11 protein-coding genes and 2 pseudogenes are annotated in these 11,701 nt (G+C 59.6%); 4 read left to right on the top strand and 9 right to left on the bottom strand.

From position 1 onward, the window contains the following. Positions 1-766 (bottom strand): annotated as a pseudogene (locus tag GEU01_RS26965) (IS5 family transposase); the annotation flags it as partial. 32 nt (positions 767-798) lie between these two features. Between GEU01_RS26965 and GEU01_RS23045 the strand changes: the two are divergent. Beyond that, positions 799-1,191 (top strand): alkaline phosphatase family protein, encoded by a 393-nt coding sequence (locus tag GEU01_RS23045; RefSeq protein WP_042710908.1) that lies wholly within the window; start codon positions 799-801, stop codon positions 1,189-1,191. A 435-nt stretch (positions 1,192-1,626) separates the two neighbouring features. Here the strand turns inward: GEU01_RS23045 and trhA are convergent, their stop codons facing one another. Next, the gene (gene trhA / locus GEU01_RS16525) at positions 1,627-2,304 is read right to left on the bottom strand and encodes a PAQR family membrane homeostasis protein TrhA (protein ID WP_010507988.1); all 678 of its coding nucleotides are present in this window, start codon (positions 2,302-2,304) and stop codon (positions 1,627-1,629) included. Between the two features lie 461 nt (positions 2,305-2,765). Beyond that, positions 2,766-3,017 carry a hypothetical protein gene (locus GEU01_RS16520; protein ID WP_019086957.1) on the bottom strand — a complete coding sequence of 84 codons (252 nt, stop codon included), beginning with the start codon at positions 3,015-3,017 and terminating at the stop codon, positions 2,766-2,768. Positions 3,018-3,180: 163 nt separating this feature from the next. On the opposite strand from GEU01_RS16520, the gene GEU01_RS16515 reads away from it, so the two are divergent. Then, the gene (locus tag GEU01_RS16515) at positions 3,181-4,407 is read left to right on the top strand and encodes a DUF2075 domain-containing protein (protein WP_019086956.1); all 1,227 of its coding nucleotides are present in this window, start codon (positions 3,181-3,183) and stop codon (positions 4,405-4,407) included. 153 nt (positions 4,408-4,560) lie between these two features. Here GEU01_RS16515 and GEU01_RS16510 read toward each other — a convergent pair whose 3' ends face one another. Together GEU01_RS16510 and GEU01_RS16505 are read right to left on the bottom strand one after the other, a co-directional pair. Continuing rightward, on the bottom strand, positions 4,561-4,800 hold the full coding sequence (locus tag GEU01_RS16510; protein WP_010507993.1) for a hypothetical protein: 240 nt from the start codon (positions 4,798-4,800) through the stop codon (positions 4,561-4,563). Between the two features lie 119 nt (positions 4,801-4,919). Then, positions 4,920-5,108 carry a CsbD family protein gene (locus GEU01_RS16505; protein WP_232272586.1) on the bottom strand — a complete coding sequence of 63 codons (189 nt, stop codon included), beginning with the start codon at positions 5,106-5,108 and terminating at the stop codon, positions 4,920-4,922. Positions 5,109-5,394: 286 nt separating this feature from the next. Here GEU01_RS16505 and GEU01_RS16495 point away from each other — a divergent pair, with 286 nt between their 5' ends. Both GEU01_RS16495 and GEU01_RS16490 read left to right on the top strand, forming a co-directional pair. Continuing rightward, complete coding sequence (locus GEU01_RS16495; RefSeq protein WP_019086952.1) at positions 5,395-6,795, top strand: M20/M25/M40 family metallo-hydrolase; 1,401 nt, start codon at positions 5,395-5,397, stop codon at positions 6,793-6,795. A 226-nt stretch (positions 6,796-7,021) separates the two neighbouring features. Beyond that, positions 7,022-7,924 carry a sulfurtransferase gene (locus GEU01_RS16490; RefSeq protein ID WP_019086951.1) on the top strand — a complete coding sequence of 301 codons (903 nt, stop codon included), beginning with the start codon at positions 7,022-7,024 and terminating at the stop codon, positions 7,922-7,924. Between the two features lie 139 nt (positions 7,925-8,063). On the opposite strand, the gene GEU01_RS16485 is transcribed toward GEU01_RS16490, so the two are convergent. The 4 genes and pseudogenes from GEU01_RS16485 to GEU01_RS26410 all read right to left on the bottom strand — a co-directional run bounded on the left by GEU01_RS16485 (position 8,064) and on the right by GEU01_RS26410 (position 11,211). Continuing rightward, positions 8,064-8,984: a DMT family transporter gene (locus GEU01_RS16485; protein WP_232272587.1), complete on the bottom strand. Its 921-nt coding sequence runs from the start codon at positions 8,982-8,984 to the stop codon at positions 8,064-8,066. A 168-nt stretch (positions 8,985-9,152) separates the two neighbouring features. Continuing rightward, positions 9,153-9,269 (bottom strand): annotated as a pseudogene (locus GEU01_RS26960) (IS3 family transposase); the annotation flags it as partial. Positions 9,270-9,377: 108 nt separating this feature from the next. Beyond that, positions 9,378-10,829: a right-handed parallel beta-helix repeat-containing protein gene (locus GEU01_RS16480; protein ID WP_042710907.1), complete on the bottom strand. Its 1,452-nt coding sequence runs from the start codon at positions 10,827-10,829 to the stop codon at positions 9,378-9,380. Positions 10,830-10,965: 136 nt separating this feature from the next. Further along, positions 10,966-11,211 carry a hypothetical protein gene (locus GEU01_RS26410; RefSeq protein ID WP_019086948.1) on the bottom strand — a complete coding sequence of 82 codons (246 nt, stop codon included), beginning with the start codon at positions 11,209-11,211 and terminating at the stop codon, positions 10,966-10,968. Positions 11,212-11,701: the final 490 nt, after the last annotated feature.

Raw genomic sequence — 11,701 nt, 5'->3', positions numbered from 1 at the left:
GGTATCCACTGGAGTGCTGACACGAGACTGACGAAGCCAAGATATGATTCCTTGGTTTTGTCATATCGGGTGGCAACGCGTCGCCAGTTCTTGAGTTTGTTGAACAGGCGCTCGACGAGATTGCGCCAGCGATATTTGGTTTTATCATGAGGTACAGGATTGCGACGGTTGCTTTTGCTCGGGATGACGGCTTCGATTTCGGCCTTGGCAAGTTCCTCGCGAATGAGGTCGGCATCGTAACCTTTGTCTGCCAGTAACGCCTCGATCTTGTCAGCGATCATGCGGAACAGCGGGCCGAAACCCTGAATATCGTGGGTCTGTCCCGGCGTCAGGACAAAACCGAGAGGGCGTCCCCTGGCGTCGCATCGGGCGTGCAGTTTGGTGGTGAAACCACCGCGCGATCGGCCAAGCGCCTCGGTTTCCTGTGTCCCTTTTTTATACCGATAGCACAATGATGTGCCCGGACCACCGTGCTGTCGATCATGTCGGCAGTGGTATCCCGCTCGACCATTTCAGCCAAGGTTTCGAGCATCGCATCGAACACGCCTGTCGTCACCCATCGTCGGTAGCGTCGGAACACGCTGTTCCACTTGCCATAATCATCAGGCAGGTGGCGCCACTGCGATCCGGTTCGGGCAATCCACATCATGCCTTCGAAATACAGACGATTGTCTTGCGCAGGACGGCAGCCACGACCCCTCTCAGGCGGAAGCAGCGCCCCGATGATGGCCCATTCCTCGTCCGAAAGCCCAATTCGCTCGCCCAACAACGCCTCCAAAAGGCAGCTTTGAATCAATCATGGACGTTACTGTCAACCTTTGTCCACGAAACCTAAATCAGATTATCAATATGGCAGATGCAGAGCTTAAAGATTATGCCTTGCTATATACATCTGATCATGCAGAAATCATCAATGTTGGCCATGGGCTTCAATATGGTGGTTATGCTCAATATAGGGTTCCAGTATTCATGCTGGATAAAAGTAAAAAATATTGCCAGATGGCCGAAGAAATGCGAAATAATGATGGTTACTATACCGAAGTTATGAATAAATTCATTTTGCTTGATATGATGGGATATACCGTAAATCCAGATTCTATTTCAGATGTCAGAATTCATGATCATGTCCTGCATTCGGATAGCATGACTTACGACTATAAAAACCTTCCTACTGAAAAAGACAGAAAATAATACAGGATGACAACGGGAAACCATTTTCGATCCAAGTGTCTGACCGAAAATGCATTGAGTGATTTCAGTCGGCTATGATTCATGGCCATGTGACAACATGATGAGGTCATGATGGCCGGACTGAAATCACACCGTACGCAGTACCGGCGCGGTGACCTGCGTATCTCCTGATCGCCCGACTGATGCCACGCAGGCGGCGTCTGGACCGCCTCCCCGCGCACGGATGCTGCGGCGCGTCGTCTCGCGGCCATTCTTTTTACTGTCTGGCTCGGTCGCTACCGTCGCCTCAGCAGGGGGGAGGCGATGATTTCATCCCCCCCGACCGATCATCGCCCATGTCCGCAGGGTTGTGCGGAAAATCGTTCAGGTCGCTTTTTGAACCAGGCCTTTAGGGAAGGAAGCTACGACATCTGGTGCAAGGAATACGTGCCGCGCTTAGAAGCCCCGCATCGGCCCCCGGCTGTAGTGCAGCAGCATGGACCCCACGGCGGCCATGTGCGTGCCAGCTCCCAGAACGACCATCACATGCCACAGCGCGTTGGAAAACGGCATGTTTTCACGCATGTAGAACACAACGCCGATACAGAAGAACACCAGCCCCAGCACGATCAGGAAAAAGACAGGTGTCGGCAGCGTCCAGACCAACGGATCGGGGCACAGGAAGAAAACCCACGCAACACACAGATAGGGCACGACGTGAAAGCGGCGTGACCACGTGAAGAAACACATCTTGGCCAGCACCCCCGTCCCGGCCATGGCCCATAACAGGGCGCAGAACCACACGCTGCCCCTGCCATGGCCACCCAGCAGGATGAAAGGCGTATAGGTCGCGGCGATGGCGACGAAGATCACGGACTGGTCAACACGCTGCAGCCCGCCCTTGAGCCAGCATGACGGGCAGAAATTATAGGCTGCCGAAGACAGGCACGTCGCCAGTATCGCCCCGCAGTACAGCAGCGTCACCCCGGTTTCCAGCCCCGAATGGGACAGCATGGCGGTACGCACCAGCCACAGCACGCCATACCCCAACCCCGCCACGCCAATGATATGCACCAGCAGGTCAACGGCCCGTTCGGACAGGGAATAGATGGGAAAGCGTGTGCGGGTATTCATGGCGGCGGAAAATACTCCTTATTTTTCCGCAGGTTCGATCCCATATAATGAATAAGTCTGTTTCTATATATGCAAAAAAGATCATGCATGCGTGAGGCGTCCCAACAGGCCGCATCAGTCACCTGTTCCATCACGTCGCCTGCGGATCATGCAGTCCACGCCACCTGATGGGGCGGTCGATCCGTATCCGGATTCTGGCCAAGGAATTGTTCCACAACAACCCGTTAATGGGAAAACACCAAAAAGCGTCTGGCCATGGTCTTTATTTTTAAAGCGGCCTTTATCGTAAGGGGATGTTTGACAGGCCTGCGTTCGGGACATCCTGCAGGAAGCTTCGGGACGCGCCGCCTTTCTGAAAAAAGGGGACGCCGGGAAGCCTGCCATTTATCAATTTGAACGGTCGGTAGAAAAGCGAACCGGGGAATACCGGATACATGCCCGACATTCCCCGGTTCCCGCCCTTAGCGGGCCGTGCGCTCGCCCTTGACGTGGTTGCACAGGGTCTTGATTTCAGCTGCCGTGATGCCTTCGGGGTTGTGCTGCGCCTTCCTGGCGATTTCATGTTCGGCCTCGGTGGCGCGGCCATGTTCCTTGGCGACGTGCTGGCCCAGTGCGATCACTTCTTCCTTGGTCAGCAGCTTGGGTTCCTTCTGGCCCTTGTCCGCCAGCTTGTGCATGTGTTCGCGTGCGGCGGCGGTGGGTTTGTCGGTCATTATGGGCAATCCTGTCTGAATGATGCGCGGTATGCGCGTGCATGGATGATATAACGCATGACAGGGCAGGAACACCAACAGGGTACACATGCCCTTGCGTCATATTTCACATATCTGGTCAGCCACCCTGCGGCATAAAAGGGGACCACCAGAAGGGACAGACATGCCAGACCCCATTTCCCACGCCCCCGACAGCGCGCTTGCGCGTCTTGCCCCGACCATGACGCTGACGGACCGGCAGCAGGCGCTGAAGGCGGAGGTCATGGCCTTCTGCCGCGCCCACCGGGGGGATGACCATGCGCTGTTCATCATCGAAGGGGACGCGGGCACGGGAAAGAGCCTGCTGCTCAATTCCCTGTTCACCGCCATACAGGATGCGGCAAGGGGACGGGACCCGCACGACCCGCTGCATGGCAGCCGCAACTGGCTGCTGGTCAACCACCCGGAAATGATCAAGCTGTACCGCAACATTTCCGAAACCGAATCCTGCCTGCGCAAGAAGGATTTCGAACGCCCGACCACCTTCATCAACCAGATGTCGGCACATGACGGCCGCGCCGACATCGTACTGGTGGATGAGGCACACCTGCTGCTGACCCGCAGCGACCCCTACAACCGGTTCCGGCAGGATAACCAGCTGGCGGAAATCATCCGCCATGCCCATGTCGTGGTCATCATATTCGACGCGTATCAGGTGCTGAAGTTCAAGAGCCTGTGGAACGACGCCACGCTGGCCCGGCTTGTGGCGGGCTATCCGGTGGTGACCCGCAGGCTGGACCAGCAGTTCCGCGTGCATGCCCATGCGGATGTCATGGCGTGGATCCATGCGCTGCGCGATGGCAGGCTATTGCCCCTGCCGGCCCCGCAGCCCTTTGACTTCCGCATCTTTGACGATGCGCAGGCCATGTATGAAGACATAAGGCAGCGCAACACGCAGTACGGCCTGTGCCGCATGCTGGCGACGTATGATTATCCCTATACCCTGAACGGGCATGACCATTTCATTACCGAGGGACGCTTTCACCTGCGCTGGGACCGCGCCATGCCACAGGCGCGGCTGCCATGGGCGGAACGGCCGGATACGATTGATGAAGTGGGATCGGTCTATACCATACAGGGGTTCGACCTGAATTACGCGGGTGTCATCCTTGGCCCCTCCGTGACCTATGACCCGGCTGCCGACCGGATCGTGATCGACCCGTCACGGTACGAGGACCGTGCCGCCTTTACCGGACGGGACGGGGTGGCCGACCCGCAGGCGGTGATGGAACGCATCATCCTCAATTCCATCAACGTGCTCATGACACGGGGGGTGAGGGGGCTGTACATCTACGCCAGCGATCCGCGCCTGCATGCCCGCCTGGCGGCATTGTGGAAGGCCCGTGCGTGACCGTTCCGGCAGCACGGGCATGTGCCGCCGGCCAGATGGTGGCGTAATGGCTGTCCGTGGGGGCAGGGGATCGGGTGGGGTGTGTTATAACGCAGGGAGCGCCGCCTTTCGGGGAAAAGGCGGCACGCGGACACTGTTGTCCTGAACGGCCTGTCAGCCGCGCTGGCCCAGGCGCTGCAGGTACGGCAGGATTTCGGGGCCGGATTCAATGGCATGACCCAGTACGGTTTCAACCAGCGTGGCCAGTTTCGCCGCATCAAGGCCGGCAAGGGTCACGCTGAGGTCATGCTTCTGGGAATCGGACAGGCCGGGGGCCTGGATGATGCGCCGTTCAATGGCCGCCTTCATGGCGTCCGTGGTGAAGGGCATGTCGATGATCTGGTCTTTGCTCATGGCCGTCATTCCTGATTGGATAAGGTAATGGGGCCATCGTACGGGTTGCCGGTTTCCCGGCAACCTCCATGCGCGCGATGCGGTTATGCGTTTGTCATCATGAATGGGGCGTGGGGTATTCAGCCCTGTTCGGACCGGTCCATGCTCGCCATGCGGTGCAGGCGGGCCGTCTGGGAAAAGCCCCGCATTTCCTGCGCGATCCCCTGGCGTTCCAGCCGCCGCAGGCCCGTGGCGTAGCCGATTTCCTGTTTCAGTTGGCCCAGCAGCATGTTGGTGCGACCGCTAAGCATCGTCTTGAAACGATCCATGTCAGACCTTTCGTCCATTGGAAAGAATGCTGCGCCATGCGCATGTCAGACAACAGCATGACGCATGTGCGCATGCAACAATTAATGCATACCTGACAGACATTTAATGCATGATGGCAACCGCCATGCCCGGTCAGATGACCCGCCCGGCCATGCCCGCGCCCGGATTTTGCGCGCGTACCCGTCGCCATCGCGTGTCCGGTACCCACGGGGCGGGTGGCTGGCATGCGGGGCGGTTCCATGTCATTATTTTATCGAAATGATAATTTTGGAAAGTACCTGATTGATGCGCAAAGTCATGGCCCTGCTTGCCTTTACGGCCCTTCCGGCCCTGCTTCCCCCTATGGCGCACGCCGATGTGGTGCCGCACCCGCAGGCCGATGCCCAGGCGCTGGATCTTGCGGAAAAGGCGATTGCGCTGCGTTCGGTCGCCGGGCCGGGCGACAGGACGGCGGACGTGGCCAGGCTGTTCAGCAAGGCGCTGGTGGCCGGTGGCTTTTCCAAAAAGGACATCCAGATCGTCCCGGTCGGCAAAACCATGTACATGACCGCCACGTGGCATGGCACCGACCCGTCGCTCAGGCCGCTGGTGGTGCTGGGCCACATGGACGTGGTGGAGGCGAAACCCGCCGACTGGAAGCGTGATCCCTTTACCCCGGTGGTGGAGAATGGCTACCTGTTCGGCCGCGGGGCCACGGACATGAAGCTGGATGACACGCTGGCGATTGCCTCCCTCATCGAATTGCGGCGCGAGGGCTACAGGCCGAAGCGGACGATCATCCTCGCCTTCTCCGGTGATGAGGAAACGGACATGCGCAGCGGCGCGGCGCTGGCGGACAAACTGTCCGATGCGGGCATGGTGCTGAATGTCGATGGCGCCGATGGCGTGCTGAATGAACAGACCGGCAAGCCGGAATATTTCGCATGGGCGGCGGCGGAAAAGACCTATGCCGATTATGAACTGACGGTCACCAACCCCGGTGGTCATTCGTCCGAACCCCGCGCGGACAACGCGATTGCCGAACTGTCCGCGGCCCTGTCGCGTATCCAGAAATACCAGTTCAAACCGGAGGAAAACGACATCACCCGCGCCTATTTCGAAGGGGCGGCCAAGCTGGAACCGGGCAGGCTGGGTGCGGCGATGAAGGCGTTCGCCGCCAACCCGGCGGATAAAAAGGCGATTGCGACCCTGTCGGTCGATCCGTCCATGGTGGGCAAGATCGGCACGACCTGCGTCGCCACGATGGTGAACGGGGGCCATGCGCTCAATGCCCTGCCGCAGCGGGCGACGGCCAATATCAACTGCCGTATCTTCCCCGGCCATTCCAAGGCCGACATCCAGGCCGAACTGCAGAAGGTGGTTGCGGACCCGAACGTGCAGGTGCGTGATGTCTCGGCCGGGTCGGTCGCGACCGATGCCTCCCCCATGAACCCGGGATTCATTGATGCGGTCACCAAGGCGATTCATGGCGTCTATCCCGGCCTGCCGGTCATCCCGTCCATGGAGGCGGGGGCGTCGGACAACATGTGGTTCCGCAGCCACAACGTGCCCAGCTATGAAGCCAGCCCGCTGTTCATCAAGCCGTCGGAAAACTTCATGCATGGCCTGAACGAACGCACGCCGGTGGCCGCCATCGGGCCGGGGGTGGACTTCCTGCTGTCCATCATTCCCGACCTGTCCAACTGAGGGCGCATTTCACGATAGCGGAGGTTTCCGGGCGCAGCCTTCTTGCAAGAAGGCTGCGTTTTCCGAAGCGTTCCGAAAAAAGCTTTCCCGGCAGACGTCTTTGCGGCCTGCCTGATACCTGAAGCGGGCCCTGCCCGGTGAAGGCAATGCGCGCCTGCGCCCCGGTGATGGCTAACCTGCATGGGGCAGGGGGCAGGCCCGCCATGTTTCTGATAGGGCTGGAACCATGTTCCGAACCATGCAGGAAGCCGTCATGCCGACAACAGTTCTCCATTCGCCCGATGATGTGCGCCAGCTGCTTGCCAGTGGCGATGCGGTCGTGATCGATGTGCGCGACCGGAAGGATTTCGACGCGGGCCATATTCCGGGCGCGGTCAACATGCCCGACATCTTCACCTATCTGGCGGAAACAACGCATGATGGCCTGCACACGCTGCAGCAGACATTCGCCAACCTGTTTGCCGATTACGGACTGGATGGAAAAAAGACCGCCATCGTTTACGAAGACGCCCTGCATACCCGCTATGGCGCGTCATGCCGGGGGTACTGGATCCTCAGCTACCTTGGCTATCCCGCTGTCGGCATCCTGGATGGCGGGCTGAACGCCTGGCGCAAGGAAGGCGGGGCGCTAACGACCGAAACCGTCACGCCCGCGCGCACCACATTCCCGCTGCGGATCAACAGCGCCCTCATGGCCACGTACGAGGACGTGCGCGCCGCCCTGGGCTCATCCACGGTCAGGCTGCTGGACAACCGTGACCGGGTGGAATGGCTGGGTGAAAGCTCGTCGCCCTACGGCGTGGATTTCGCCCCGCGCAAGGGACGCATACCGGGCGCGGTGTGGATCGAGTGGTATGACTTCATGAAAGTGACCGACAACCATGCCGCCTTCCGTGGCGCGGACGAAATCCGCGCCCTTGCCGCCAGTCGCGGCCTGCGGCCCGATGATGACATCATCATCTACTGTTTCAAGGGCGCGCGGGCGGCCAATACCTATGTCGCGCTGGCATCCGCCGGTTTCAGCCGGCTGCGGATCTACATGGGATCGTGGAACGAATGGTCCCGTAACCCGGCCCTGCCGATCGAGGACGGCCTGCCCAGGGCCGCCGCCCCGTATCGCGGCAACTGATCATGTCGGGAACGGATCGGGCCGTGTGTTTTCTTTTACGGCAACGAAGATACGTGAGGCCCGATCCGTAGGATGCCCCACGGCGCAAAAGAAGTTTCTGGCAAAAAGGCAGCGCCCGGAGACTTCCGTTCCTTATTTGTCAATGCGTTGTTTCGCGGCTGTCGGACCCGGCCCATGTCGGGCTGGCGACAGGGCTGGCGGCGCGGGGTGCGCGACTGGTCAGCAGGTACCACGCAACCGCCCCCAGCACGATGGCCCCCCCACCCATGACCGTCCCGGTCGGGCGTTCGCCATAGAAGAACCAGACCCATAACGGGGCCAGGGCAACATCAAGCATCGAGATGAACCCGGCCTCGCCCGAGGAAATCAGCCGCCCGCCCTTCAGCAGCAGCATATACGCCACCCCCATCGTCAGGGTGCCGAACAGGGCGCAGGCCAGCATGGACCGGAACGGCGGGATACCCGGTTGCATGAAGGGAATGGCCACCAGCATGCAGATCCCCGACATCAGGGTGATGATGATGGTCATGTCCAGCGACGGATACCGCTTCACCTGCACCAGTTGCGTTGCGAAACCGGTTGTCATGACCACGGCGGCGCCAAGGCCCAGCAGGTCGCGCGGGCTTGCCGCGGCCCGGCCCATGATGGCGATGCCCGCGATCGCGATGCTGCCCGCCACAAGGAAACGTGCCGTGACCCGTTCGCGCAGCCAGATGAAGGCAATGCCCGTGGTGATGAAGGGCAGGGCGGCATAGATGATCATGACATTGGCCACCGTCGTCATCCGCAGGGCCATGACATAACAGATGGCCGACACCACCGACACGGCCACGGCAAAAACTCCCGGCCACCCCTGCCGCATGATGACCCGCCCCAGTTCGCCCCGGTACAGCACCACGGCCGCCCCGCCGAGCGTCACGAAGGAAAAGAACGAACGCCACGCCACGATGGTCCATGTGTCCAGATGGCTCATCCGCACGAACAGGCCCGCCGTACTCCACAGCGCGGCGGACAGTGCGACAAGGAAAATGCCGACAGTGCGGCTGTGAAGGCGATCCATGGCGGCTCCGCTGGGATGACGGCGCGCCACGTATATCCGATGATCATGGGGACGGCCATTGCCAAATCGGAACATTTGGGCATGCCAACCCTGCTGCGACAGCATGCATTCCGGGCGGGTGGATGCATGTGGACCTGTGACGGTTTTATGCCGGTCAGGCCGTGATGATGCCACGCCTGCCTGAAAGGCGAGGGCGCTGATGCCGCCCGGATATGAATGGCGTCGGCGTGGAGTGTAGAAGCCATTGATGGACGGGAAGATGGCGGCAACAGCCTGACGGCGGGTTGGCAGGCGCACGGACATGTCGGGCAACCGGGGAATGTTGGTGCCGGTCACGACGTGGCCTTTTTCAGAACAGGCTGCGGTAGGGACGTCGCCGCCAGCGGCGCGCCGTTACTGCACATCAATGCTGGAAGCGGTATAGGCGGATCCTGACCTATGTTCGACGCCTGCAGGCTGCGCGGAGAAGTTCGTGCCGTTTGCCCTCATGCCGGCGTAGGTTCCGAACATGACGACTGACCCCTGATGCAGGGCCTGTATGCCGTAGGTCGTATTATCGGTGATAATGGCGGAAGCGCCAGTCACGCGGCCGCCATCGGCCACAATCCCGCCCTGGATATTCCTATGGATGTTACATGTATCCACGCTGGCATAACCGCCGTTCGTGGCGTTGACGCCGATGTTGTAGCCCGAAATGTTGCAACCGGTGAACTCTGCCGAGGAATTTCCGGTAATCCACGCCCCCTGTCCCGATGCCGGGATGAGCGACCCGGTGAGCGTGACATGATGCGCCCAGATATGGCCACCGGTCAGGCCCACGACACCTGTTATGAGCGACTTTGAGCCGGTGGACCCGTCGATGTAGAGCGAACCGCCACGCTCGGCATCATAGTTGGATCCAAGAGTATTGTCGGGATGGGTATAATCGCTGGCGTCGGTTGCCGAACACGGCGTGCAGACGATTACGCCGCCGCCGCGCGCCATGGCGTTGACGTCCCCTGCGAGCGACATGGCGACACCACCCTGTGGCGCATCGATCCCGCCATTATTATCCGCGACCATACTGTAATACAGGCCGTGAATGATGACGTGGGACCCTATGACTATATTTGATCCAGCCCCGTAGGCCGCGATTCCTGCACCGTAACTCTGGCTGTTCCAGACGTGTCGACCATATCTGTCAGTCGATGCCAGCGCACCCGTGCCGTCAGTGGGTGACTGGATTGTCATGCCATTGATCAGGCCGATTTTCCCGCCATTATAGGCTGCAAATCCCCCCAGATTGTTGCCCTTTGTCTTGGTGAAATTCAGGACAACCTTATCCGGTGCGGCCGTATCGCCAACTATGTGGACATGCTCGGTTTTCGTGACGTTGGTGAAAAACTGATTGTCGAGATTGTAGATGCCATCGCCAATACTGATCGTCAGGATCGCGGCATTGAGAAAATTGGCGTTCAGGGCCGCATTCCACGCATCAAGGGGGTTTTTATAGGCACATCCCGACCTACATACGGTCCATGTCGTATTTGTGGTTATGAACCATGTTTTCGGGCTGTAATACCGATCAACCCAGAATGTGTTGGGAATGGCGGTGCCCGCTGCCCCTGGCCTGTCCGACGGGGCAGATATCTCGACGCCCCCCTTCAGCGTGGGAGAAACGGCCGTGCCATTCTGCACGTCCATCTTCTTCCCGATCCATGTGGAAACGCTGTCAGCCGTGTCGGCAGACCGGACAATATTATTCGGGTTCCCTGCAGTCCGATACGACTGCCCGTCCGGCACCGACTGCGCAAACGCATATGCGGGCAGAAGGGACAGCACGGCAGGAAGAAAAATGTTTTTCATGCGATATCTCCACCAAAATCGCTGACGAATTCGGTTTGCGTCGTCGTTAGGGTGCGGGTCTGGCCGCCCTGCGTCTGACGTGCGGCACCTGACTGGGTTGCGCACTGTGGCGCGTGCATCATCGGCATACGATACATCAGCAGGGAAATAATTCACCGTGACGCTTCCGGCCTTCACGCGCCAGACAAGGGCCGAACGGGTCGTAGGCCGGTTCGTCTGCGCGCAGGAAATCCGCCACCGCGTATTTGGGCGCTGCCATGGCTCGCGCCGCGCAGCTTATGGTGCCCGCGTTGGCGCCCGTGATCGGCCTGCTGGCGCCAATCGCTTCCACCCGGTCGTCCGGGTTGATGGTGCCGCCGGGGCGGGACAGGCGGACGAACATGTCTGTCAGGGCTTCGGCGATCAGTGTCCGGTTGGCGGTCGTGTTGCTGGCGCGCCCGGATGCGTGATCACGAAATCCGTTGGCTGCGTGATCTGATCAAGATGAAATGGTCAGATTACGACGGGAAGGGGATTTATGTTGTCCGGTTCAAGACCAGTACACGCATCTGGATCCCCCTGCATGAACAGGAAAGGCAGTTGCTGGATACCATGCCCCGCCATAATGCCGGGACGATCCTGACCAGGGCAGATGATGGTCAGTCGATATATGGGTGAAGCAAGCCAGAAACGTCGGGCACAGAGCGCCGCAACAAAGGTCACCCGTTATCGTTTAGAGCAGGAGAATGCTAAACAGGGAATTGCGGATTGCTAAAACAACTCGCGACGGGGGCGGATGATGACCCCGGAAAAGTCTGAAAATGTAAGGAAAATCAATCCTAACGCAGATGGTAGCGGTGGACGGATTTGAACCGCCGACCAAGGGATTATGA

It is taken from the genome of Komagataeibacter europaeus LMG 18890, assembly GCF_000285295.1.
GTDB classification, from domain to species: domain Bacteria; phylum Pseudomonadota; class Alphaproteobacteria; order Acetobacterales; family Acetobacteraceae; genus Komagataeibacter; species Komagataeibacter europaeus.
This window is presented reverse-complemented; position numbering and strand designations above follow the sequence as displayed.

Coding starts and splice junctions, on each gene's coding strand:
- trhA (WP_010507988.1), bottom strand. CDS start 2,304: ATGAATACCCGCACACGCTTTCCCATCTATTCCCTGTCCGAACGGGCC.
- GEU01_RS16485 (WP_232272587.1), bottom strand. CDS start 8,984: ATGGATCGCCTTCACAGCCGCACTGTCGGCATTTTCCTTGTCGCACTG.
- GEU01_RS16490 (WP_019086951.1), top strand. CDS start 7,022: ATGTTCCGAACCATGCAGGAAGCCGTCATGCCGACAACAGTTCTCCAT.
- GEU01_RS23045 (WP_042710908.1), top strand. CDS start 799: ATGGACGTTACTGTCAACCTTTGTCCACGAAACCTAAATCAGATTATC.
- GEU01_RS16515 (WP_019086956.1), top strand. CDS start 3,181: ATGCCAGACCCCATTTCCCACGCCCCCGACAGCGCGCTTGCGCGTCTT.
- GEU01_RS16520 (WP_019086957.1), bottom strand. CDS start 3,017: ATGACCGACAAACCCACCGCCGCCGCACGCGAACACATGCACAAGCTG.
- GEU01_RS16495 (WP_019086952.1), top strand. CDS start 5,395: ATGCGCAAAGTCATGGCCCTGCTTGCCTTTACGGCCCTTCCGGCCCTG.
- GEU01_RS16480 (WP_042710907.1), bottom strand. CDS start 10,829: ATGAAAAACATTTTTCTTCCTGCCGTGCTGTCCCTTCTGCCCGCATAT.
- GEU01_RS26410 (WP_019086948.1), bottom strand. CDS start 11,211: ATGTTCGTCCGCCTGTCCCGCCCCGGCGGCACCATCAACCCGGACGAC.
- GEU01_RS16505 (WP_232272586.1), bottom strand. CDS start 5,108: ATGGATCGTTTCAAGACGATGCTTAGCGGTCGCACCAACATGCTGCTG.
- GEU01_RS16510 (WP_010507993.1), bottom strand. CDS start 4,800: ATGAGCAAAGACCAGATCATCGACATGCCCTTCACCACGGACGCCATG.